This is a genomic window from Sulfitobacter sp. TCYB15 (assembly GCF_040435955.1).
GTDB lineage: Bacteria > Pseudomonadota > Alphaproteobacteria > Rhodobacterales > Rhodobacteraceae > Sulfitobacter > Sulfitobacter pontiacus.
Window position 1 is genome coordinate 820431 of record NZ_CP159193.1, and the last position, 23982, is coordinate 844412.

At 59.9% G+C, this 23982-nt stretch carries 26 protein-coding genes; 11 read left to right on the forward strand and 15 right to left on the reverse strand.

Annotation, left to right across the window (positions count from 1 at the left end; genetic code table 11):
* Window positions 1-70: 70 nt before the first annotated feature.
* The 12 genes from ABM428_RS03900 to ABM428_RS03955 form a co-directional block, all read right to left on the reverse strand.
* Entirely contained in the window at window positions 71-466 is a 396-nt protein-coding gene (locus ABM428_RS03900; RefSeq protein ID WP_005851499.1) for an MAPEG family protein, read from the reverse strand.
* Between the two features lie 12 nt (window positions 467-478).
* Complete coding sequence (locus ABM428_RS03905; protein ID WP_353628191.1) at window positions 479-865, reverse strand: MAPEG family protein; 387 nt, start codon at window positions 863-865, stop codon at window positions 479-481.
* A gap of 30 nt (window positions 866-895) precedes the next feature.
* Window positions 896-2425, reverse strand: a complete 1530-nt coding sequence (gene odhB / locus ABM428_RS03910; protein WP_005851503.1) for a 2-oxoglutarate dehydrogenase complex dihydrolipoyllysine-residue succinyltransferase — start codon at window positions 2423-2425, stop codon at window positions 896-898.
* A 2-nt stretch (window positions 2426-2427) separates the two neighbouring features.
* Window positions 2428-5391, reverse strand: coding sequence for a 2-oxoglutarate dehydrogenase E1 component (locus ABM428_RS03915; RefSeq protein WP_353628192.1), 2964 nt, complete (start codon window positions 5389-5391; stop codon window positions 2428-2430).
* Window positions 5392-5467: 76 nt separating this feature from the next.
* Complete coding sequence (sucD, locus tag ABM428_RS03920) at window positions 5468-6355, reverse strand: succinate--CoA ligase subunit alpha (RefSeq protein WP_009826038.1); 888 nt, start codon at window positions 6353-6355, stop codon at window positions 5468-5470.
* A gap of 43 nt (window positions 6356-6398) precedes the next feature.
* Window positions 6399-7085, reverse strand: a complete 687-nt coding sequence (locus ABM428_RS03925; RefSeq protein ID WP_340244634.1) for a hypothetical protein — start codon at window positions 7083-7085, stop codon at window positions 6399-6401.
* On the reverse strand, window positions 7082-7543 hold the full coding sequence (locus ABM428_RS03930; protein ID WP_132997162.1) for a succinyl-CoA synthetase subunit beta: 462 nt from the start codon (window positions 7541-7543) through the stop codon (window positions 7082-7084). Before ABM428_RS03930 ends, ABM428_RS03925 begins: the two co-directional genes overlap by 4 nt.
* A 91-nt stretch (window positions 7544-7634) precedes the next feature.
* Window positions 7635-8828: an ADP-forming succinate--CoA ligase subunit beta gene (gene sucC, locus ABM428_RS03935; RefSeq protein WP_005851509.1), complete on the reverse strand. Its 1194-nt coding sequence runs from the start codon at window positions 8826-8828 to the stop codon at window positions 7635-7637.
* A 281-nt stretch (window positions 8829-9109) separates the two neighbouring features.
* Window positions 9110-10147, reverse strand: coding sequence for a MaoC family dehydratase (locus tag ABM428_RS03940; RefSeq protein ID WP_353628193.1), 1038 nt, complete (start codon window positions 10145-10147; stop codon window positions 9110-9112).
* Window positions 10147-10350, reverse strand: a complete 204-nt coding sequence (locus ABM428_RS03945; protein ID WP_009826044.1) for a DUF1737 domain-containing protein — start codon at window positions 10348-10350, stop codon at window positions 10147-10149. The genes ABM428_RS03940 and ABM428_RS03945 overlap by 1 nt, the downstream gene beginning before the upstream one ends.
* A gap of 18 nt (window positions 10351-10368) precedes the next feature.
* On the reverse strand, window positions 10369-10926 hold the full coding sequence (locus tag ABM428_RS03950; RefSeq protein ID WP_009826045.1) for an NnrU family protein: 558 nt from the start codon (window positions 10924-10926) through the stop codon (window positions 10369-10371).
* Between the two features lie 5 nt (window positions 10927-10931).
* On the reverse strand, window positions 10932-11789 hold the full coding sequence (locus tag ABM428_RS03955; RefSeq protein ID WP_064216135.1) for a CoA ester lyase: 858 nt from the start codon (window positions 11787-11789) through the stop codon (window positions 10932-10934).
* Window positions 11790-11963: 174 nt separating this feature from the next.
* Between ABM428_RS03955 and ABM428_RS03960 the strand changes: the two genes are divergently transcribed.
* The 11 genes from ABM428_RS03960 (at window position 11964) to ABM428_RS04010 (ending at window position 20708) form a co-directional block, all read left to right on the forward strand.
* On the forward strand, window positions 11964-12140 hold the full coding sequence (locus ABM428_RS03960) for a hypothetical protein (protein ID WP_005851518.1): 177 nt from the start codon (window positions 11964-11966) through the stop codon (window positions 12138-12140).
* Between the two features lie 120 nt (window positions 12141-12260).
* Window positions 12261-13283 (forward strand): PRC-barrel domain-containing protein, encoded by a 1023-nt coding sequence (locus tag ABM428_RS03965; protein ID WP_180828701.1) that lies wholly within the window; start codon window positions 12261-12263, stop codon window positions 13281-13283.
* 189 nt (window positions 13284-13472) lie between these two features.
* A complete protein-coding gene (mdh, locus tag ABM428_RS03970; protein ID WP_037943261.1) occupies window positions 13473-14435 on the forward strand; it encodes a malate dehydrogenase in 963 nt (320 codons plus the stop codon).
* 432 nt (window positions 14436-14867) lie between these two features.
* Window positions 14868-15251 carry a succinate dehydrogenase, cytochrome b556 subunit gene (gene sdhC / locus ABM428_RS03975; protein WP_353628194.1) on the forward strand — a complete coding sequence of 128 codons (384 nt, stop codon included), beginning with the start codon at window positions 14868-14870 and terminating at the stop codon, window positions 15249-15251.
* Window positions 15252-15262: 11 nt separating this feature from the next.
* Window positions 15263-15634 carry a succinate dehydrogenase, hydrophobic membrane anchor protein gene (gene sdhD, locus ABM428_RS03980; RefSeq protein WP_037964988.1) on the forward strand — a complete coding sequence of 124 codons (372 nt, stop codon included), beginning with the start codon at window positions 15263-15265 and terminating at the stop codon, window positions 15632-15634.
* Window positions 15635-15665: 31 nt separating this feature from the next.
* Entirely contained in the window at window positions 15666-17471 is a 1806-nt protein-coding gene (gene sdhA / locus ABM428_RS03985; RefSeq protein WP_005851527.1) for a succinate dehydrogenase flavoprotein subunit, read from the forward strand.
* An 82-nt stretch (window positions 17472-17553) separates the two neighbouring features.
* Window positions 17554-17889 (forward strand): hypothetical protein, encoded by a 336-nt coding sequence (locus tag ABM428_RS03990; protein WP_064216137.1) that lies wholly within the window; start codon window positions 17554-17556, stop codon window positions 17887-17889.
* Entirely contained in the window at window positions 17889-18704 is an 816-nt protein-coding gene (locus ABM428_RS03995; protein ID WP_132997158.1) for an FkbM family methyltransferase, read from the forward strand. Before ABM428_RS03990 ends, ABM428_RS03995 begins: the two co-directional genes overlap by 1 nt.
* Before the next feature lie 53 nt (window positions 18705-18757).
* Window positions 18758-19537, forward strand: a complete 780-nt coding sequence (locus ABM428_RS04000) for a succinate dehydrogenase iron-sulfur subunit (protein WP_132997157.1) — start codon at window positions 18758-18760, stop codon at window positions 19535-19537.
* A gap of 61 nt (window positions 19538-19598) precedes the next feature.
* Entirely contained in the window at window positions 19599-19814 is a 216-nt protein-coding gene (locus tag ABM428_RS04005; protein ID WP_132997156.1) for a hypothetical protein, read from the forward strand.
* Window positions 19815-19865: 51 nt separating this feature from the next.
* Window positions 19866-20708, forward strand: coding sequence for a DUF1989 domain-containing protein (locus tag ABM428_RS04010; protein WP_132997155.1), 843 nt, complete (start codon window positions 19866-19868; stop codon window positions 20706-20708).
* 81 nt (window positions 20709-20789) lie between these two features.
* On the opposite strand, the gene deoD is transcribed toward ABM428_RS04010, so the two are convergent.
* The 3 genes from deoD to ABM428_RS04025 all read right to left on the reverse strand — a co-directional run bounded on the left by deoD (window position 20790) and on the right by ABM428_RS04025 (window position 23974).
* The gene (gene deoD, locus ABM428_RS04015; protein WP_132997154.1) at window positions 20790-21500 is read right to left on the reverse strand and encodes a purine-nucleoside phosphorylase; all 711 of its coding nucleotides are present in this window, start codon (window positions 21498-21500) and stop codon (window positions 20790-20792) included.
* A gap of 82 nt (window positions 21501-21582) precedes the next feature.
* Window positions 21583-21897: an H-NS family nucleoid-associated regulatory protein gene (locus ABM428_RS04020; RefSeq protein WP_132997153.1), complete on the reverse strand. Its 315-nt coding sequence runs from the start codon at window positions 21895-21897 to the stop codon at window positions 21583-21585.
* A gap of 85 nt (window positions 21898-21982) precedes the next feature.
* Complete coding sequence (locus ABM428_RS04025) at window positions 21983-23974, reverse strand: methylmalonyl-CoA mutase family protein (protein ID WP_373276851.1); 1992 nt, start codon at window positions 23972-23974, stop codon at window positions 21983-21985.
* Window positions 23975-23982: the final 8 nt, after the last annotated feature.

Consider the following 23982-nt stretch of genomic DNA (forward strand, 5'->3'; position numbering starts at 1 on the left):
GTGGTCAAGGCTAGGGGGCGCTGCCCCCGTGCGCAAGCGCACGCCCCCGGGATCTATGCCATTTGGAAGATCAAAACAGCGCGGCCAGCAGCATCAGCACCGTAGCACCCAAGCCCACGGCCCAGATCAGCGAGCGTCCGGGCCGCAGGCCAAGCGCATAGGCTGGCACATAGGCGACGCGGGCCGCGAGGAAGATCCATGCGAGAATGGCGGTGTAGGTCGTGTTCTGGCCGGACATCTGCAGCACCACGACTGCGACGGCGAAAAGCGCCAGCGCTTCGAACATATTGTTGAAGGCGCGGCCCAGACGGGCGGTCCTGTCAGAGAGCGATTTCGACGGTTCTCGGTCACGCGCGGACATGGTGTAGCCGGGGCCGACCTCGCGGTTGGCAGGGATCGCATAGGCCACAAAGGTCACGACCTGAAGCAGCGCCGCGAGGGTCAGAACGGTGAGTTCGGGTGTCATCTTGGCGGTCCGCTATAGCGCGAGGAAATAGAGAATGGCGGTGGCGGCAAAGCCTGCCAGCCATGCGAGGGTCCGGATCGCGGGCACGCCAAGCGCATAGACCGGCAGATAGATGATCCGCGCGATGAGGAAGACCTGTGAGGCCAGCAGGGACGTGGCATTGGTGCGGTCCAGCATTTCGAGGATCAGCACCGCCGGGGCAAAGAGCGCCATTGCCACGATGGAGTTGTCCAATGCGCGTTTCAGCCGGGCCGTCATGCCGGTCATCGACCGGTCTTCGTCGCGCGACGAGAGCAGATAGCCCAGGCTGAGTTGTTGCGCACCGCCCAGAACCTGAAGCAAGATTGTCAGCATAACTAGCAGGCCATAGGCGGCGAGTATCGTGGTCTCTGTCATCATTTGTCCTTTCTGGGCGGTGGGTGTGGTGGGTTACAGGTCCATCAGCAGGCGGCGTGGGTCTTCGAGCGCTTCTTTCACGCGGACGAGGAAGGTCACGGCACCTTTGCCGTCCACGATGCGGTGGTCATAGCTGAGCGCCAGATACATCATCGGACGGATCACGACCTGACCATTGATCGCCATGGGGCGGTCCTGAATCTTGTGCATCCCGAGAATACCCGATTGTGGCGGGTTCAGGATCGGCGAGGACATCAGCGAGCCATAGACACCACCGTTAGAGATAGTGAACGTGCCGCCCTGCATTTCCGCCATGGAGAGTTTGCCGTCGCGGGCCTTGGCCCCCAGTTCACCGATTTCCTTTTCGATGTCGGCAAAGGACATCGCTTGCGCGTCCTTGACCACGGGCACGACCAGGCCGGTGGGTGTGCCGGCCGCGATGCCCATGTTGACGTAGTTCTTGTAGACCACATCGGTGCCGTCGATTTCGGCATTCACTTCGGGTACTTCGTTCAGGGCGTGGATACAGGCCTTGGTGAAGAAGGACATGAAGCCGAGTTTGACGCCGTGCTTTTTCAGGAACAGGTCTTTGTATTCGTTCCGCAGGGCCATGATCTCTGTCATGTCGACCTCGTTATAGGTCGTCAGCATGGCGGCGGTGTTCTGGCTGTCTTTCAGACGTTTCGCGATGGTCTGGCGCAGACGGGTCATCTTGACGCGTTCCTCACGGGCGGCGTCCTGGGGGGCCGATGGGGCGCGTGGCGCGGCTGCGGCAGGTTTTGCCGCGTTCTTGCCAGCGGCAACAGCCTTGGCCACGTCTTCCTTCATTACACGTCCGTCACGGCCTGTGCCGGTGACCTGATCGCGGCTGATGCCGGCTTCGGCCATGGCTTTCTTGGCGGACGGCGCGTCTTCGACATCGCCCGAGGGCGCGTTGCCGGGGGCAGGGACCTGACCGCCCGCTTTGGGTTCAGCGGTATCATCGGCGGGTTTGCTTGCGCTGCCGCCTTCGCCCTGGCTGATCACGGCGAGCTTGCCGTTGGCCTCGACCGTGCTGCCTTCTTCGGCGATGATCTGGGTCAGCGTTCCCGATGTCGGCGCGGGCACTTCGACGCTGACCTTGTCGGTTTCCAGCTCGCACAGCATTTCATCTGCTTCGACGTGGTCACCGACGGTCTTGAACCACGTGCTGACGGTCGCCTCGGACACGGATTCGCCCAAGGTGGGGACCATGACGTCGACATCATCCGCAGCGTCGCGGGGTTTCACGTCTTCGGCACCAGCATCGACCGCCTTGGGGGCTTCGGATTTCGCCGGGGCCGCATCCCCTTCGGAGATATTGGCCAGCAGCGCGTCAACGCCGACGGTTTCGCCTTCGGCGGCGACGATATCGGCCAGAGTGCCCGCCACGGGGGAGGGCACTTCGACGGTGACCTTATCGGTTTCCAGCTCGCAGAGCATTTCGTCGACTGCGACGCTATCGCCGGGCTTTTTGAACCATGTTGCCACGGTCGCTTCGGTTACGGATTCACCCAAGGTAGGGACGCGTACTTCGCTTGTCATGGTTATTTTCCTTCGATGGTCAGCGCTTCGTCAACGAGGGCTGCTTGTTGTGCTTTGTGTTGGGAGGCAAGGCCGGTCGCAGGCGAGGCCGAGGTGGCGCGACCGACATAGGTCGGACGGGTGTGGGTGGCGTCGATACGGCCCAGAACCCATTCGATATTGGGTTCGATGAAGGACCATGCCCCTTGGTTCTTGGGCTCTTCCTGACACCATACCATTTCCGCATTCTTGAAGCGTTCCAGCTCTTTCACAGCGGATTGCGCGGGGAACGGGTAGAATTGTTCGAAACGCAGCAGGTAGATGTCGTCGATGCCACGGGCGTCGCGTTCTTCCAGCAGGTCGTAATAGACCTTGCCCGAACACATGACGACGCGCTTGATCTTGTCGTCCGCCGCCAATGTGGTGTCCGAGTTGCCCTGTTCCGCATCGTCCCAGAGGACGCGGTGGAAAGAGGAGCCGGTGGTGAATTCCTCGGCCTTGCTGACGGCCAGCTTGTGGCGCAGCAGGGATTTCGGCGTCATCAGCATCAGCGGCTTGCGGTAGCTGCGGTGCAGCTGGCGGCGCAGCAGGTGGAAGTAGTTCGCGGGCGTGGTGCAGTTCGCCACGATCCAGTTGTCGCCGCCGCACATGGTCAGGAAGCGTTCCAGACGCGCGGAGGAGTGTTCGGGCCCTTGCCCTTCATAGCCATGGGGCATCAGGCAGACGAGGCCGGACATGCGCAGCCATTTGCTTTCGCCCGAGGAAATGAACTGGTCGAACATGATCTGCGCGCCGTTGGCAAAGTCGCCGAACTGCGCTTCCCACAGGGTCAGCGCGTTGGGTTCCGCCAGCGAGTAGCCGTATTCAAAGCCCAGAACCGCGTATTCCGACAGCATGGAGTCGATGACTTCGTATTCTGCCTGACCTTCGCGGATGTGGTTCAGCGGGTAGTAGCGGTCTTCGTTTTCCTGATTGATCAGGGCCGAGTGACGCTGCGAGAAGGTGCCACGGGCGGAGTCCTGACCGGACAGGCGGACCTTGTACCCTTCGGTCAAGAGCGAGCCAAAGGCCAGCGCCTCGGCTGTGGCCCAGTCGAAGCCTTCGCCGGATTTGAACATCTCGGCCTTGGCGTCCAGCAGGCGCGCCACGGTTTTATGCAGCGGAAAGCCGTCGGGTGCGGCGGTCAGCGCCTTGCCCACATCCGCCATGGTTTCGGCGGCGATGGCTGTCTTGCCACGCTGGTATTTCTTTTCCTTGGCCTTATCGAGGTGCGACCACTTGCCATCCAGCCAATCGGCCTTGTTGGGGCGGTATTCTTTGCCGGCCTCGAATTCGGTGTTCATCTTTTCCTGAAAGGCGGCTTTCATATCCTCGATCTCGCCCTCGGGGATCAGGCCGTCTTTCACCAGCCGCTCGGTATAGAGCGTCAGCGTGGTCTTTTGCTTTTTGATCTTCTTGTACATCACCGGATTGGTGAACATCGGCTCGTCGCCTTCGTTGTGACCAAAGCGGCGGTAGCAGATCAGGTCGATGACCACGTCTTTCTTGAACTTCTGACGGAATTCCGTCGCCACGCGGGCCGCGTGCACGACCGCTTCGGGGTCGTCGCCGTTGACGTGGAAGATCGGAGCCTCGACGACCAACGCGTTATCGGTCGGATAGGGGCTGGAGCGGCTGAAGTGCGGCGCTGTGGTGAAACCGATCTGGTTGTTCACCACGATATGCATGGTCCCGCCAGTACGGTGCCCGCGCAGGCCCGAAAGGGCGAAGCATTCGGCCACGACACCCTGACCGGCGAAAGCCGCATCCCCGTGCAGCAGGATCGGCATCACGGAGGTGCGTTCCTTGTCGTTCAGCTGGTCCTGCTTGGCGCGGACCTTGCCCAGAACAACGGGGTTCACCGCTTCAAGGTGGGACGGGTTGGCGGTCAGCGACAGGTGGACGGTGTTGCCGTCGAATTCACGGTCGGAGGACGCGCCGAGGTGGTATTTCACATCGCCGGAGCCGTCGACGTCATCGGGTTTAAAGCTGCCGCCCTGAAACTCGTTGAAGATCGCGCGGTAGGGTTTCTGCATGACGTTTGCCAGCACCGACAGACGGCCACGGTGCGGCATGCCGATCACGATGTCCTGAATGCCCAGCTGACCGCCGCGCTTGATGATCTGCTCCATCGCGGGGATCAGGCTTTCGCCGCCATCAAGGCCGAACCGCTTGGTGCCCATGTATTTGACGTGCAGGAATTTCTCGAAGCCTTCGGCCTCTACCAGCTTGTTCAGGATGGCTTTGCGGCCATTGCGGGTGAACTGAGTTTCCTTGCCGTAGCCCTCGATCCGCTCTTTCAGCCACGCGGCCTGTTCGGGATCAGAGATGTGCATATATTGCAGCGCGAAGGTGCCGCAGTAGGTGCTTTTGACGATATCGACGATCTGTTTCATCGTCGCGATCTCAAGGCCAAGCACATTGTCGATAAAGATCGGGCGATCCATGTCCTTGGGCCCGAAGCCATAGGCGGCCGGGTCCAGTTCAGGATGGGTGTCGCTGTCGCGCATGCCAAGCGGGTCAAGATCGGCGGCAAGGTGGCCACGGATACGGTAGGCGCGGATCAGCATCAACGCGCGGATACTGTCGAGCACGGCACGTTGCACCTGCGCGTCAGACAGTTCGATCCCCTTGGAGGAGGCTTTTTCGGTAATCTTCTGACCGGCGGCTTTCGCTTCGGTCGGGACGGGCCACTGGCCGGTCAATGCAGAGGTCAGATCGTCCTGCGGGACGGGGGGCCAATCGCTGCGCGCCCAGGATGGGCCTGCGGCCTCTGCCTGAACATCGGCGTGGTCATCGTCCATCGCTTCGAAGAACGCCTGCCATGCGCCATCAACCGCATTGGGATCGCTGGCATAGCGGGCATACATTGCCTCTAGGTATTCGCCGTTCTGCCCCTCGAGAAAGGAGGTATCGTGGAACTGGTCGTTTTTGGGTTGGTCTGTCATGGCGATACCTCTGATGAGAGCGCGACGTTTAAGTAAGAGCGGCGGGGCCTGAAAAGTCAGGCCCCACCATCTGGCGTTAGCCTTTGTTGATAGCTTCTTGAACAGCTTCACCCAGCGTTGCGGGGCTATCCGCAACAACGATGCCTGCTTCTTTCATAGCTGCGATCTTGGATTCCGCGTCACCTTTGCCGCCTGCGACGATCGCACCGGCGTGGCCCATACGACGGCCGGGAGGGGCTGTGCGGCCCGCGATGAAACCGGCTGTGGGCTTCCAACGGCCTTTTTTCTTCTCGTCGGCCAGGAATTGTGCCGCTTCTTCTTCGGCAGAACCGCCGATTTCACCAATCATGATGATCGACTGTGTTTCTGGATCGGCCAGGAACATCTCGAGGATATCGATATGCTCGGACCCTTTGATGGGGTCGCCGCCGATACCAACCGCAGAGGATTGGCCGAGGCCAAGATCGGATGTCTGTTTCACAGCTTCGTACGTAAGCGTGCCCGAGCGCGAGACAACCCCGCAGGTGCCGCGCTTGTGGATGTGGCCGGGCATGATGCCGATTTTGCAGGCGTCAGGCGTGATCACGCCGGGGCAGTTCGGCCCGATCAGGCGGGATTTGGACCCTTCGAGCGCGCGCTTGACGCGCATCATGTCCAGAACCGGGATGCCTTCGGTGATGCAGATGATCAGCTCCATCTCGGCGTCGATCGCCTCGAGGATGGAATCCGCGGCGAAGGGGGGCGGCACGTAGATGACGGTGGCGTTGGCTTCGGTGACGTGACGGGCTTCGTGGACAGAGTTGAACACGGGCAGGTCAAGATGCGTCTGGCCGCCTTTGCCGGGGGTCACACCGCCGACCATTTTGGTGCCATAGGCGATGGCCTGTTCGGTGTGGAACGTGCCCTGCGAGCCGGTGAGGCCCTGGCAGATCACTTTGGTGTTTTCGTTTACGAGTACGGCCATGTTATGTGCTTTCTTCTCAAGTTCAATTCAGGTGGCGCCGGTCTCAGGGCGCGGTGGAAGGTGCCGCCGCCGCAAGGCGCGGCAGTCGGTATGTCAGATAGATTGCAACAGCGAACATCAGCGGGATGCCCAGTTCGCCGACTTCCTCGATGACGTAGGCCAGATCGATCTGATCCTGGCCTAGCGTGATGCCAAAGGGTTCCAGCTTGCGCGCCAGCCCGTCGGTCAGCTTGTAGACGATGATGAACAGCAGCCCGATCAAGACAGCAAGCTGCGGTGCCGCGCCTTTGGCGACCCCACGGATGAAGCCCCATGTCTCGCGGCGCAACAGGATCAGACCGGTTGCGATGATCGCCACCAGGATGACGCCGGCAACGCCCTTTTCCATCAGGCTGACGCCATCGCTGGAAAATTGCCGCGCTTTCAGCAGTCCTTCGGTGAACGGCTTTTTATCAAGGTCCAGTTCGCGGGCCGCGAACAGGGCCATGAACACCGCAAAGTACCACCGACGCGCCGCCGAAGCCGCGGGCCACAGCACGAACATCAGCAAGATGCATAGGCCATAGCCAACGACCGACAGCGTCTCGAACGGGCCGCCTTCGGCCAGCAGGGAATCCTGCATCGGCATGGGCAGCTGTGCGACGACAGCCATCATTGCGAAGACCAGAACGGTCATCCCAAAGACGATGGCCTTGCCACCGGTGACGGTGTTTTGCGCGGACGCAGTCATTGGCTTGCCTCGTTCAGCGGGATCAGGCGTTCGACGCGGGCAAAGGTTTCAACCCCCTGCGCCCCGTCGCGTACCCCCGATTGTACCACAGCCATGCGGTTGGGGTTCAGCATGACGGCGGCGCGATAGGTGGCCCCCGTCGTGATGGGAAACCCCGCGGGGACATCTACCAGATCGGTCAGGTTTTCCTGTGCCAATCCGGTGGCGATCCCCTGTCGCGCAACCTGCGGTGCCGCCCCGTCAAAGGACACTTCGCAGCGGCGGTCTGTGCCCGCCGTTGCTGCCGCGCCCGTCACCGGAGACTGTGGTGCCGAGGTAAAGGGACGCAGATCATAGAAATCGACCCGTGCCCCGGTGCTGCCAAGCTGTTCCTGCGCTGTCCGTGCGGTCAGACGCGGGCTGAAACAATGGTCTGCAAAGGCCTGTGCGATGTCCGCCGCGCGCGTTGTCTGTGCCATAGCGTTACTGGCCGCCCCGAAAGGGACAGCCAGCGCGGCAATGGAAAAACAAAAGGCGAGACGATGCATCATCCAAGCTTTCCAGCCAGTTTTAGCCTTTGACCGCTTTCACGATCTTTTGCGCGCCATCTTTCAGGTCGTCCGCAGCGATCACGTCCAGGCCGGAGTTGTTGATGATGGCTTTGCCCTCTTCAACGTTTGTGCCTTCCAGACGGACAACCAGCGGAACCTGCAGGCCGACTTCCTTCACGGCTGCGACCACGCCTTCGGCGATGACGTCACAGCGCATGATGCCGCCGAAGATGTTGACCAGAATACCTTTGACCTGCGGGTCGGAGGTGATGATCTTGAATGCTTCGGTCACTTTTTCTTTGGTGGCACCACCACCAACATCAAGGAAGTTCGCAGGCTCGGCACCGTAAAGCTTGATGATGTCCATTGTGGCCATCGCCAGACCGGCACCGTTCACCATGCAGCCGATTTCACCGTCCAGAGCGATGTAGTTCAGGTCGTACTTGGACGCCTCGAGCTCTTTGGGGTCTTCTTCGGTGGTGTCGCGCAGATCGGCAATATCGCCGTGGCGGTACATCGCGTTGCCGTCAAAGCTGACTTTGGCGTCCAGCACTTTGAGGTCGCCGCTGTCGGTGACGATCAGCGGGTTGATTTCCAGCATTTCCATGTCTTTTTCGACGAAGGCTTTGAACAGCTGGCCCATCAGGGTCACACATTGTTTGACCTGCTTGCCTTCCAGCCCCAGGGCGAAAGCAACGCGGCGGCCGTGGTAGGGCTGGAAGCCCGCGGCGGGGTCAACAGAGAAGCTGATGATTTTCTCGGGGGTGGACTCGGCCACTTCTTCGATGTCCATGCCGCCCTCGGTAGAGCAGACGAACCCGATGCGCGAGGTCTGGCGATCCACCAGCAGCGCGAGGTACAATTCGGTTTCGATGCCCGAACCGTCTTCGATATAGATCCGGTTGACCTGTTTGCCCGCGGGGCCGGTCTGGTGCGTGACCAGGGTGCGGCCCAGCATTTTCTTGGCTTCTTCGGCGGCTTCTTCAACCGATTTGGTCAGGCGTACACCGCCTTTGTCGCCAGCGTCGGCTTCTTTGAAAGAACCCTTGCCGCGGCCACCTGCGTGGATCTGTGCCTTGACGACCCAAAGAGGTCCGTCCATCTCGCCTGCGGCTGTTTTCGCTTCTTCAGCTTTCAGCACGACCCGGCCGTCGGATACTGGCGCGCCGTAGCTACGCAAAAGGGCTTTTGCCTGATATTCGTGGATGTTCATAAAAAACGGTCCCGTCTTTGTTCCAGTCTAATCGCGGTATACGATTGAGTCTTGATACTCGGTAAACAGTTTTTCGGAGAAATACAGGGTTTTCCAGATAAAAGCGACATTTGTGATCACACGAATTTCGCGTGTGATCACAAAATAGCGCTAACGGTGGAAAATCTGCGGAATGTTGCCGACGCAGCGGCTGTCGCGCTCGGAAACCCCACGTTTTAAGGGCCGAACGCGACATATAGTTGTTTGTTTTGCGACCAGTCAGCCGCCGTCAAGGGGGCACCTTACTTGGGAATCAGTGCCCAGTAATCGAGGTCGAGCAGGACATCGGGCAGGTATTTGCCGTCTTCAGCCTTCAGCTTGAACGGCTCACCGCCTTTGGTGGCAACCAAGCGCAAGCGCAATGCGCCGACGCCGGGTTTGTCGGTATCGGCTTTGTCCAGAACCTCGGTCCAGGCGCGGATTGTGTCGCCGGACAGGCAGGGGTTCGCATGCGCCCCGCCGTTCAGCCCCACGATCATCTGCGCATTGGCCAGCCCGTTGAACGACAGCGCCCGCGCCATAGAGATCACGTGCCCGCCATAGATCAGCCGCGACCCGTCGGGGCGGGCAGAGGTGTCAAAGTGCACCTTTGCCGTGTTCTGCCACAGGCGGGTGGCCATCATATGCTCCGCCTCTTCGACGGTGACGCCATCCACGTGGTCGATCATCTCGCCCACGGTATAATCGCCCCAGCGATGCGCCTCGCCCGCGAGGGTAAAGTCATAATTGCTGAAGTCGAGCGTTTCGGGGATCGACAGATCGTCAACCGTCAGCGCCTCAGGTAGATCGGGCACGACCGTTTCGGGGGCGGGGGCATCGACATCACGTTTGCGCACCATCACCCAGCGGACATATTCCAACACTTTCGTGTCGTTCTGGTTGAAGCCGGTGGTGCGTACATAGACGACCCCGGTTTTCCCGTTCGAGTTCTGCTTGAGCCCGATCACCTCGGATTCAGATCGCAGCGTATCGCCGGGCCAGACCGGAGCCAGCCAACGCCCCTGTGCATAGCCAAGGTTGGCGACCGCGTTCAGCGATACATCCGGCACGGTTTTCCCGAACACGATGTGAAAGGTGATCATATCATCCAGCGGGCTGGCAGGCAGGCCGCAGCTTTGGGCAAACTGGTCAGAGGAATAAAGCGCATGACGTGCGGGATACAGCGCGTGGTACAGCGCGCGTTCACCATCCTTGACCGTGCGGGGCACAGCATGATGCAGCGTCTCGCCTACTTTGTAGTCCTCGAAGAAGCGGCCCTTGTTGGTCTTTGCCTGTGCCATCAATGCGCCCCCAGCTTGGTGTCGGGCGTATAGGTGCCTTCGACTTCCTTGGTCACGGCCTGACCGCAACGCATGACATTTGCCTTGGCATCCCATGTCTGCGTGGGCGTGCCGTAAAGCTCCCACCCCTTGTTCAGCGCGTCGGTGACCTTGTGGCAAAAGGCGGAAGTGTCCTCTTCGGACAGGAAACGATAGAGTTTCATGGGGGTTCTTTCAGTAACTCAGGAAAAGGGAGAGACGCCAAGCAGGGTATGGATCGCGGTCACAACGACCAGCATCACCAGCGTGATCACCGCAAGGCGGATATAGGTGGCCTTGCCCGCGGGGGCAGGGGGGGTCCAGTTGGGTTCGGCGCGGTTGATCAGGATCACGGAACCGACCGCCCAAGCCAGCATGGAGCCAAACAGCAGGATAGAGGCGAGATCCCCGTTCACCAGTAAATGCGCGACCGCCCAGATTTTAACGGCCATCAGCTGCGGGTGGCGGGTTTTATAGGCGGGCCAGGCCTTGGCCCCCTTGGCCGCGCTGGACCCGTAGACCCAGAATGCCAGCACCATCAGCAGGTTGTTCAGATGCGTCAGGAAGGGCGGGGGCGTCCAGACGGGGATAAACTCGGCCCCGCGGTATCCGATAATGATCATGACCAGCGCCGCCACGATGGCGACGGCGATGATGCCTTTGCCCCGTCGGCCCATAGCTGCGCGCTGGTCCGGCATGAAGCGACGGAAATAATGGGCACCGACCCATAAGATCAGACCAAGGATCAAAAGTGCCATCATCAGGTTTACTCCGTTTGCAGGGCCGCGATCGCGTCCAGCTTTGCCAATGTTTCGCGTGCGGTGGCGACATGCAGGTTTTCAACGATGCGCCCGTCCACAACGGCCACACCCTGACCTGTCGCCTGCATTTCGTCAAACGCCTCGATCTGGCGGCGCGCCAGATCGGCTTCGGCCTCGGAGGGGGAGAATGCCTCGTTCGCGACGTCCAGCTGCGCGGGGTGGATCAAGGTCTTGCCGTCAAAGCCCATGTCGCGGCCCTGATCACATTCAACGCGGTGGCCTTCGTCGTCCTTGAACGCATTGTAAACGCCGTCGACAATCGCGATGCCGTTGGCTTTGGCGGCCAAAACGCATAGGCCAAGCCCGGTCATCAGGGGCAGGCGGTCGGCGCGCACGCGGGTTTGCAGGTCTTTATTCAGGTCGTTGGTGCCCATCACCATACATTGCAGCTTGGGATGCGCGCCAATCGCGGCGGCATTCAGCATCGCACCGGGGGTTTCCATCATCGCCCAAAGCGGGATGTCGCCCGTGATTTCGGCCAGTGCGTCCAGATCGGCGGGGTTGCCGACTTTGGGCAGCAAAATGGCGTCGCAGTCCATCTTCGCCGCGGCGCGGGCATCGTCGGCACCCCATTCGGTGTCCAGCCCGTTGATGCGGATCACCTTATACCGGCTGCCATAGCCGCCGTCTTTCAGCGCCGTGGCGAGTGTTTCACGTGCAGCGGTTTTCTCTTCCGGGATCACGGCGTCTTCGAGGTCAAAGATAATCGCATCGGCTGGCAGCCCGCGGGCTTTGTCTAACGCGCGGTCCTTGGAGCCGGGGATATATAGAACGGAACGCAGGGGGCGGGTGATTTTCGACATTTGCGACTCTCCAAGAAATAATGTTGCGTGCAGGTCTGCATTTTTAGACGAAAACTTCAAGCGCAAACGCGCCGCAGCGCAGCGTCAGATAATTTGCGGCTTTAACGCGGCCTTCAGGTTTTGCTGCCAGAAGGAAAGGCGTCTTGGTGCGTGTGTAAGTGTAAGAGGTGTAGAATGGTAAAACTGTTTAACCTGATCGGGCTGGCAACTGCCGCGGCGGCGGTGGTGGCGCTGACGCAGGATGTTGCGGCGGGAACGCGAACCGCAGGTTGTGACGGATGCCACAAGATTTCCGCAAAAATTTCGCACCCGCCGCAGGATCAACAAACTAAGGAGGCGGGCCCCATTTGATATGTCATAGATTATAAAAGCGGCGAAAAAAGACGCGGATCGCCGGAACGCAATCGCCACATCATCGTTGATATCACAACCGAGTGATTATCACCCGGAACTTCTAAAGGAGTATCAACAATGAAACGTATTCTTGGCACAACCGCAATCATCCTGAGCTTGACTGGTCCCGCATTTGCAGATGCACATGCAGCTGGTTTTGGTACCGTGACAGCGCAAGAAACTGACTTCTTCGCCTCCGACCTGATCGGCATGCGTATCTACAATTCCGAGACAGAAGTTGAAGCAAACTCCACCATCGCCGCTGACGGCGAAAAGGAATGGGACGACATCGGCGAGATCAACGACGTCCTGCTGGATTCCGAAGGCAACGTTAAGGCCGTAATCCTCGGCATTGGTGGCTTCCTCGGCATGGGTGAGCGTGACGTAAGCGTGAACATGGACGAGATTCGCATCGTGACCGAAGAAGGTGACAGCGACGACCGTTTCCTCGTGGTGAACACAAGCAAAGAGATGCTTGAAAAAGCCCCAGCGTTCGAACGTATGGACGACGAAGCTGACATGGAAACCGAAGCAAACATGGACGCCAACGCCGACATGAACGCTGACACAGATATGGCAGCGACCGACATGAACGCCGAAGCTGAGGTCGACGCAGAGACCGAAATGGAAGCGGATGCCGAAGCACTGGCAAACGAAGCTGAAATGGAAGCCGAAGAAGCAGCCGCTGAAACAGAGCAGGCCGTTGATGAAGCGACCACCGAAATGGCGGAAGGGGCAAACGAGCTTGAGCAAGACATGGAACGCCCCATGCTGACAGCCCCAGCGGTTGAGCGTGAAGGCTATGCAAACGCCACAGCTGATGAAGTTGCCGCGCTAACAGCAGAAGACCTTGAAGGGTCCTATGTTTACGGTGCCAACGACGAGACCGTCGGCGAAATCGGTGCCCTTGTTATGGGTGACAACGGCGAAGTTGGCCAAGTTGTGATCAACGTCGGTGGTTTCCTGGGCATTGGCGAAAAGCCAGTAGCCGTTACATGGGACGAGCTGCAAATCATGAAGAACGCTGAAGGCGACGACTTCCGCATCTACATCGACAGCAGCGAAGAAGCGCTGGAAGCACAGCCTGAATACCAAGGCTAAGCTTCACGCTCAGTCAAATTCGGCAATAGCTTGCTGAAAAGCTGACCAAGACGGGATCGTTTCGAAAGGAACGGTCCCGTTTTTTATGGCTCTGCGCGATGTGACGTGATGCCGGACCAAGCGCAACTTGCACGGTGCGCTTCATTTCGGTATCCCGAAGCGAAATGTAACCCTGTCGGAGTATACCACATGGCCAGACCCAAGATCGCGCTTATCGGCGCAGGGCAAATCGGGGGCACGCTTGCCCATCTCGCAGCAATCAAGGAACTGGGCGACGTTGTCCTGTTCGACATCGCCGAAGGTATCCCGCAGGGTAAGGCCCTCGATATCGCAGAATCTGGCCCATCCGCCAAATTCGACGCGACCATGACCGGCGCGAACGACTACTCTGAAATCGCTGGCGCAGACGTATGCATCGTGACTGCCGGTGTTGCGCGTAAGCCCGGTATGAGCCGTGATGACCTGCTGGGAATCAACCTGAAGGTTATGAAATCCGTTGGCGAAGGCATTGCTGCCCACGCGCCAGACGCATTCGTTATCTGCATCACCAACCCGCTGGACGCGATGGTTTGGGCGCTGCGCGAATTCTCCGGTCTGCCTCACCACAAGGTCTGCGGCATGGCGGGTGTGCTTGATTCGGCACGCTTCCGTCACTTCCTCGCGACTGAATTCAACGTCTCCATGAAAGACGTCACTGCCTTCGTTCTGGGCGGCCACGGCGATACAATGGTGCCCCTGACGCGCTATTCCACCGTTGCGGGTATCCCACTGCCTGATCTGGTGAAAATGGGCTGGACCACACAGGATAAGCTGGACGCGATCGTTCAGCGGACCCGTGATGGCGGTGCCGAAATCGTTGGCCTGCTGAAAACCGGTTCGGCGTTCTACGCGCCTGCGACATCGGCAATCGAAATGGCCGAAGCCTATCTGAAAGACCAAAAACGCGTTCTGCCATGCGCCGCCTATGTTGACGGTGCCTATGGTCTGGACGGCTTCTATGTCGGCGTGCCCACCGTGATCGGTGCTGGTGGCGTCGAACGTGTAGTCGAGATTGCGATGAACAAGGACGAACAGTCCATGTTCGACAACTCTGTGAACGCCGTTAAAGGCTTGGTCGATGCGTGCAAAGGCATCGATGAATCGCTGAAGTAATGCCCTAAGGCGCAGCGGGCGGGTGTGGTCGAGATCACGGTAAACCCCGCCCGCTGCACCTGCACTTGCTATTGGACGATCCCGCGGGATGATGCCAAAGCCGCTTGCTCCCCCCGCTCAGATCAGTCTCCGCAGGTAGCCAAATCTGCCGCGTTGCAAGTTGAAGACATGCGCATCATGCGGCGCGCAAACGAACACTTGGGGCTGAGTTTCGCCCAAACGGCTGCTGAAAAGCCCGATGAATTTGGTTGGCTTTGGCGCTTGTGATCACAGCTGGAAAATTAGTGATCACAAATTGCAGAAATGTCCGGCGCTAACCGAAGGGTTTGGGCAACTGCGCCAATAAACCGCTTCAAATTCACGCCTCTGGACGTGACAGTCCCAAAAATACCGTTATCTATGACCGCAACCTGACGAGAAAAGGAATCCATCATGGCAGATGTGAACCGGGGCAATCGCCCGCTGTCACCCCACCTGACGATCTATCGCCCGCAACTGACCTCCATGACGTCGATCCTGACGCGCATCACCGGCAACGCGATGCTGGTCGCCGCGCTGCTGATCGTCTGGTGGTTCCTCGCGGCAGCAACGTCGGCGGAATATTTTGATATCGCGAACGGTTTCATCACCAGCTGGTTCGGTGATCTGGTCATGTTCCTGTCGCTGCTGGGGCTGTGGTATCACTCGCTGGCCGGTATCCGGCACCTGATCTGGGACAACGGCTATGCGCTGGATATCCCGACGGCTGAAAAGCTGGGCTGGGCCGCGCTGATCGGTTCAGTCGTTTTGACCATCATCACCGCGCTGATCATCTGAGGGATAGACACATGGCTTATTTGACAGACCGCAAACGCGCTATGGGCATGGGCTCGGCCAAATCGGGCACCGCACATTTCTGGGCGATGAAAGTCAGCTCTGTTGCGCTGCTGATCCTGATCCCGCTTTTCGTCTTTACCTTCGGGTCCGCCCTTGGGGGCACCTACGAAGAGATCATCGCCTACTACAGCAGGCCTTTCCCCGCGATCGTCGCCGCCCTGACGCTGATCGTTGGCTTCAAACATTTTAACGACGGTGTCCAAGTGCTGATCGAGGATTACGTCCACGGGTTGTCGCAGAAAGTTGCGATCATCCTGATGACCTGCCTCAGCTATGGTGCGGCCGCGGTTGGCGTTTTCGCCATCGCCCGCATCGCGCTTTAACACACGCCTACGCTATACCGGAGACCGAGACATGGCTGCATATGAATATGAAACGCATGAATATGATGTCGTTGTCGTGGGGGCTGGCGGCGCTGGCCTGCGTGCGACACTTGGCATGGCAGAGCAAGGGCTGAAAACAGCCTGCGTGACCAAAGTTTTCCCGACCCGTTCGCACACGGTTGCGGCGCAGGGCGGTATCGCGGCGTCGCTGTCCAACATGGGCCCCGATAACTGGCAGTGGCATATGTATGACACGGTCAAGGGCTCTGACTGGCTGGGTGACACCGATGCGATGGAATACCTCGCACGCGAAGCCCCAAAAGCGGTGTACGAGCTTGAACACTACGGCGTGCCTTTCTCGCGGACCGAAGCGGGCAAGATCTACCAGCGTCCCTTCGGCGGCCACACCACCGAATTCGGCGAAGGCCCCCCCGTGCAGCGGACCTGTGCCGCCGCCGACCGGACCGGCCACGCGATCCTGCACACGCTTTACGGTCAGTCGCTGAAGCATAACGCGGAATTCTACATCGAGTATTTCGCCATTGATCTGATCATGTCGGATGATGGTGTGTGTCAGGGTGTGCTGTGCTGGAAGCTGGACGACGGCACCATGCACCTGTTCAGCGCCAAGATGGTTGTTCTGGCGACAGGTGGCTATGGCCGTGCCTATTTCTCGGCGACATCGGCGCATACCTGCACCGGCGACGGCGGCGGTATGGCGGCGCGCGCGGGCCTGCCTTTGCAGGATATGGAATTCGTGCAATTCCACCCCACCGGCATCTATGGCGCGGGCTGTCTGATCACCGAAGGCGCGCGTGGCGAAGGCGGGTATCTGACCAACTCCGAAGGCGAACGCTTTATGGAGCGGTATGCCCCCACCTACAAAGACCTTGCCAGCCGTGACGTTGTTTCGCGCTGTATGACGATGGAAATCCGCGAAGGCCGCGGCGTGGGCGAGAACAAAGACCACATCCACCTGCACCTGAACCACCTGCCCAAGGAAACGCTTGATCTGCGCCTGCCCGGTATCTCTGAATCCGCGCGCATCTTTGCAGGGGTGGACCTGACCAAAGAACCGATCCCGGTTCTGCCGACCGTACACTACAACATGGGCGGTATCCCCACCAACTATTGGGGCGAAGTACTGGCACCGACCGAAGACGCGCCGGACCGCGTGGCACCGGGCCTAATGGCCGTGGGCGAAGCGGGCTGTGCCTCGGTACACGGGGCGAACCGTTTGGGCTCGAACTCTCTGATCGATCTTGTGGTCTTTGGCCGTGCCGCCGCGATCCGCGCGAAAGAGGTCGTCGACGCAGAGGCCCCCGTACCGACGCCGAACCAGAAATCGGTCGATGCCGCCTTTGAACGCTTTGACAGCCTGCGCTATGCCAAGGGCCAGATCCCGACCGCCGAGCTGCGGCTTGAAATGCAGAAAACCATGCAGGCCGATGCTGCGGTTTTCCGTACCGACAAGACGCTGAACGAAGGCAAGGTCAAGATGGACGAAGTCGCCGGCAAGATCGCTGATCTGCACGTGACCGACACATCGCTGGTCTGGAACTCTGACCTGATGGAAACGCTTGAGCTGACCAACCTGATGCCGAACGCCGTGGCCACCATCACCGCCGCTGCTGCTCGCAAGGAAAGCCGCGGGGCGCATGCCCACGAAGATTACCCTGATCGCGATGACGAGAACTGGCGCAAGCACAGCCTCGCGTATTTCGACGGGAACGCGGCAACGCTCAGCTACCGTGGTGTGCACCTTGACCCGCTGACCGAGGAATCCGAAGGCGGGATCGACATGAAAAAGATCGCACCCAAAGCACGGGTGTATTGATCTGAAACCCTGCCTCCGGTTTTGGGGGCAGGGGACCAAACCGGGGGCCGTGCCCTCGTCCTGCAGGCGGAGGGCAGGCGACATGAAACAGTTTATCGCTTTGACCATGATTTTGGCCGCGTCCGCTTGTGCGCAAGCAACGCAGCAGGTCGACAGCATCGCCCGCGAAGGCACCAAGGGGGTCATCACCGAAACCCTTGCCACGCGCTTTCCGCAGGTGCCCAAGCAGCTGATCACGCCCTTCACCGATTGTATCGTCGACAATGCCGATGCGGCTCAGGTGCGCGTTTTCGCCAAATCCGCCGTAATCGGGGTGGATGACACCACCGTCGCCACCGTGCGCGCGGTACTGTCGCGCCCCGAAACCGTTCAATGCCTGTCGCGTTCCGCTGGCAGCGTCCCGGGGTTGCTGGGCTAATGGGTCACCCGAACGTCACGCCGGATACGCAGGGCAAGGATGCAGGCCATATGGCCGATCTGCGCGCGCAATTCCGTGACGGCGACACCAGCGAACGCACCCGCATCAAGGCGCAGCTTGGCCCCACAGAGGTGGAGTTCGCCGACATCCGCATGGTGGTGGATCCGCGCGATAACTACACCGAAACCTGCCTTTGGCTGAACGAATACCCGCCCGAGATCAAATCGCTGGTGGCTTTGGTCGAACTGGTGGAAAACCGCAACATGCTGGTCTTTGACATCGGTGCCAACTGCGGGGCCTATTCGATCCCGCTGGCGATGGCCGCGGGCGACGGGTCGCGCGTTGTGGCATTCGAACCCAACCCGCTGATGATTGGCCGGCTTGGCATGAACATCGCGCTGAACAATCTGACCGACCGTGTGCGAATCGAAGGCTGCGCGCTGTCCGACCGCGAGGGCGAGGCGATGCTGAACTTCCGCGGGCACAACTACGGTCAGGCATCGCTGCTCCCGATCGAAGGCAAGCAACAAAACGGCGGCGTGCTGGTGCCCACACGGCCCCTGTCCGCCTTTACACACGCCGCACGGCACCATGACGGCACGATCCTCAAGATCGATGTCGAAGGGGCCGAGGAGGTCGTGCTGAACCCCATCCTCGCGCAGGGCAAATCCGGCGGCTGGCTGCCGGATGCGATCTTGATAGAGGTCCGCCACGCGGATCAGTGGGACGGCGACCTTTGTGCAGAGATACTGGCCGCCGGGTACCGTCAAACCCTGCGCGCCGAGGGAAATGCGCTTTACATCCGAAAGACGTAAGCGCCAGAATTGTAACGAACTGGGCAACTGCCCGACAGACCAGGAGAAGCGATATGGTTCAACTCACGCTCCCCAAGAACTCCCGGATGACGACCGGTAAAACATGGCCCAAACCCGAAGGTGCCAATAACCTGCGGCAGTTTCAGGTCTATCGCTGGAATCCGGATGACGGCAAGAACCCGGCCATCGACACGTATTTCGTCGATATGGACACCTGCGGCCCGATGATTCTGGACGCGCTGATCAAGATCAAGAACGAGATCGACCCGACCCTGACCTTCCGCCGGTCCTGCCGCGAAGGCATCTGCGGATCCTGCGCGATGAACATCGACGGGATCAACACGCTGGCCTGCACCTACGGCGTGGACGAGGTGAAAGGCGCGGTGAAGATTTATCCGTTGCCACATATGCCCGTGGTCAAGGATCTGATCCCCGACCTCACGCATTTCTACGCGCAGCACGCCTCCATCCAGCCGTGGCTTGAAACCAAAACGGCAGAGCCCGCGAAAGAATGGAAACAGTCGATCGACGACCGTGCCAAGCTTGACGGGCTTTACGAGTGCATCATGTGCGCCTGCTGCTCGACATCCTGCCCCAGCTACTGGTGGAACGGCGACCGCTACCTCGGGCCAGCCGCGCTGCTGCATGCCTACCGCTGGATCATCGACAGCCGCGATGAAGCCACAGGCGAACGTCTGGACGATCTGGAAGACCCGTTCAAACTGTACCGCTGCCACACCATCATGAACTGCGCCAAGACCTGCCCCAAGGGCCTGAACCCTGCCGCAGCCATCGCCAATATCAAGAAGATGATGGTCGAACGCACCGTTTGATCCCATCGCAACCTGCGCCTCCCGCGGCCCTATGGCGCGGGGGGCGTGACATGTGCCCCCTATGATCCTGATTGCCTTTGCCATCGCTTTTGCGATCGTCGCCTATGTTGCCTACCGTGATAAAGCGGTGCGTGGATGCCGCTGGCGCAAGGACAGTACCCGCGACAAAGGCAGCCTGCAGTTCTACCACTGTGTCGCCTGCGGAGCAGAGGCCTATACCGCCACCCAATCGGCCCCCCGCGACTGCAAGGCCAGTGTCGGCGGCCGGCCTCTCTGACGCCGCGTGCGATGGCCTCTGGATCGAACCCGACAGTCAGGAGTTTCCGCTATGACACCGCCCCATGATGCCGACGCCCGCCGCGCTGTTGCGCCCGTGATCTGCTATCCCGTCGAAACGCTGCCCGTGCCTGACATGGCGCTTTACGGACGCGCGCGCGAAACGCTGACCAAAGTGGACGAGGTCACCGTCGCCCCTCGTGACGCAAGCTGCTTTACCGTGCCTGCGGGGCATTTCTTTCGGATTACCTCGGTCGACGGGCCACAGGTCGGTGACTTGAACCTCTGGGCGCAAAACGATCTGTCCGAACGGTTCTACTCCGGCAAAACCCGCGCACTGCATGGCACGCATATCACCACCGGACAGCGCATGTGGAGCAGCTTTCCCACGCTGCGCCCTATGGCGACGCTGACCCATGATACGCTCGACTGGTACGGCATGGATGCCTTCGGCGGCTCGGTGCATGATGTGATCGGCACGCGCTGTGATCCCTATACCAACCAACTGTTGTCGGGCGGGCAATACCACCATTGCTGCCACTCCAACCTGATCCGGGCCTTGGCCGATCATCAGGGCATCACGCGCACCGAGGCAGAGCCTTTCGTGCATGACGTGCTGAACGTCTTTATGTGCACCGGCTTTACCCGCGACACCGGCCAGTATTTCATGAAGGCCAGCCCCGTGCGCCCCGGCGACTACCTCGAGTTTTTCGCCGAGATCGACCTGCTCGGCGCGCTCAGCGCCTGTCCGGGGGGGGATTGCTCCGCCAAACACTCCTCGGACGTTGCCGCCTGCTATCCGCTGCTGGTAGAGGTGTTCGCCCCCGCCAAAGGCGCGCTTGATGGGTGGCAAAGCCCGTCCCCCAACGGCTACGACCGCAGCCACGGGGGCTAAGGGATCGAGGATAGCGCCCGGCCAAACCTTCCAAATGGATATAAATCCCCCGCGGAGCGTCCGACGGGGGATCATCGCGCATCAGTTATTGGGGAAAGCCGCCTGTAGCGCGATTTCGACCATATCGCCAAAGGATTTCTCGCGCTCTTCCGCGGGCAGCGCTTCGCCGGTTTGCAGGTGGTCGCTGACCGTCAGCACCGCCAGCGCACGGCGTTTGTGGCGCGCGGCGAGGGTATAAAGCTCTGCCGCTTCCATCTCGACACCCAGAATGCCGTGGCGGGTCATCTGCTCGTCCAGATCGGGGCGTTCGGCATAAAAGACATCCGACGAATAGATCCCGCCGACATGGGTTTTCGTGCCTTTCGCCTCTGCCGCGTCCACGGCAGCACGCAGCAGGGACCAATCGGCGCAGGGGGCGTAATTCATCTCGCGGAAGATACCGGAAGAAGGCGAGGTAATTGTCGTGGCGGTCATGGCAATAATGACATCGCGAATACCAACCTGCGGCTGCATCCCGCCACAAGATCCAATCCGAATAAGGGTTTGCGCGTTGTATTCGGAAATCAATTCATTGGCATAAATCGACAGCGAGGGCATCCCCATGCCAGAGCCTTGAATAGTGACGCGGTTGCCATTCCATGTGCCGGTGAAACCCAGCATGCCGCGCACTTCATTTACAAGTTTTGCATCTTTAAGGAATGTTTCAGCAGCCCATTTCGCGCGATACGGGTCGCCGGGCATAAGGACTGTTTCGGCAATATCGCCGGGTTTTGCGCCAATATGAATTGTCATAGGATGCTCTTTATATTTCCAAAGCCAAGAGGATGCGCCGAGGGGACGCAATAACCGCGCGCTGTGCGCATGTCAGTCCGGTTTACAGTTCCAACGTTTCCGGATCTGTGCCGCTGGCGATCAGGTCGCGGAACCAGTTGGGCTGGCGGCCCTTGCCGGTCCATGTCTGGCTGGGGTCTTCGGGGTTGGCGTATTTCGCGGCAGCTTTCGCGGCTTTGCCCTTTTTCGTACCGCCGGATACTTCATCCAGCGAGAACCCGTATTCGGCGGCTGCTTTTTCAGCGGCTTTGCGGGCTTCTACGCGGTCGCGTTCATATGCGTTTTTAATCGCCATCTTCACGTCTTCCAAATGCTGTTCCAGCTGTTTGTGGGACATTGTGCTTAGATCAATACTCATTCTCGCTCATTCCTTTGTCGAAAAGCCAATTAATGCTTTACGCCAAAAGAATGAACAAACAAAGAGTTTTTGAATTGGCCGCTTTTTATTCGGCGGCCACAGTTTCGGGATCGGCGAGTGTGACGATGTCTGCCATAATTGTATTCAATTCAAAGTCTTTCGGCGTGTAAACACGGGCGACTCCCATAGCGCGCAATCTTTTGGCGTCTTCTTCTGGAATAATACCACCCACGATTACGGGAATGTGATCCAATCCGGCGGCGCGCATTTGTTTCATTAAATCCTCGACCAATGGAATATGCGATCCCGAAAGAATCGAAAGCCCGACAACGTGATGTTCTCCTTCAGCGGCGGCGGAAACAATTTCCGACGGCGTCAGGCGAATACCCTCATAGGCAATTTCCATGCCGCAATCGCGGGCGCGGACGGCGATCTGTTCCGCGCCGTTCGAATGCCCGTCGAGCCCCGGTTTCCCGACAAGAAAACTCAACCGTCGACCCAGACGGGTGCTGACGGCATCCACGGCGTCGCGCAGGTCGTCCAGCCCCTCGGTCTTGTTTGACCGGCCCGAAGCAACGCCTGTTGGCCCACGGTATTCGCCGTGCACGCTGCGCATCTGTTCGGCCCATTCGCCGGTGGTAACCCCCGCCTTGGCGGCGGCGATAGAGGGCTCCATTACATTGCGGCCTTCGGCAGCGGCGGCGCGCAGATCGGCCAGCGCCTTGTCCACGGCGGCCTGATCACGGCTGTCGCGCCATGCGTTCAGACGGTTGATCTGGTCGGCCTCGACTGCCGGGTCCACGACCATGATGCCGCCATCACCCGTCATCAGGGGCGAGGGTTCGCCCTGTTGCCACTTGTTCACGCCCACGACGATGGTCTCGCCGGCCTCGATCCGGCCCAGACGGTCGGCGTTGCTTTCGACCAGACGGGACTTCATATAGTCAATCGCCGAAATCGCGCCGCCCATATCGTCAAGGTTCGCCAGCTCGGCCCGTGCGCCCTCTTTCAGGGCTTCGACCTTGCGGTCCACGGCGGGGTTGCCATCGAACAGGTCGTCAAACTCCAGCAGGTCGGTCTCGTAGGCCATGATCTGCTGCATCCGCATCGACCATTGCTGGTCCCACGGGCGCGGCAGGCCAAGCGCTTCGTTCCACGCGGGCAGCTGCACGGCGCGGGCGCGGGCGTTCTTTGACAGGGTCACTGCCAGCATCTCGATCAGGATGCGGTAGACGTTATTTTCGGGCTGCTGTTCGGTCAGCCCGAGGGAGTTTACCTGCACCCCATAGCGGAAGCGGCGATACTTCGGGTCTTCAACGCCATAGCGGTCGCGGCAGATTTCGTCCCAAAGGTCGCCAAAGGCGCGCATCTTGCACATCTCGGTGACAAAGCGGATGCCCGCGTTCACAAAGAAAGAGATCCGCCCCACCAGCGTGGGGAAGTCCTCTTCGGGTACGCGGGGGCGCAGGGCGTCCAGCACGGCGGTGGCGGTGGCAAGGGCAAAGGCCAGCTCTTGCTCGGGCGTGGCACCGGCCTCTTGCAGGTGGTAGGAACAGACGTTCATCGGGTTCCACTTGGGCACGTTGGTATAGCAATACTCGGCCACATCCGCGATCATCTTGAGAGACGGGGCAGGCGGGCAGATATAGGTGCCACGCGACAGGTATTCCTTGATCAGGTCGTTCTGCACGGTGCCTTGCAGCTTGGACACATCCGCGCCCTGTTCCTCGGCCACAGCAATATACAGCGCCAGCAGCCACGGCGCCGTGGCGTTGATCGTCATCGAGGTGTTCATCTGCTCAAGCGGGATATCCTTGAACAGGCTGCGCATATCGCCCAGATGCGCCACGGGCACGCCCACTTTGCCGACTTCGCCGCGCGACAGGATGTGATCGCTGTCATATCCGGTCTGGGTGGGCAGGTCGAAGGCGACCGACAGGCCGGTCTGCCCTTTCAAAAGGTTCGCGCGGTACAGCGCATTGGATGCCTCGGCGGTGGAGTGTCCGGCGTAGGTGCGGATCAGCCAGGGGCGGTCTTTTTGCGGTTGCGACATGGGGCGGCCTTTCGTGAATCGAATGGGTAATA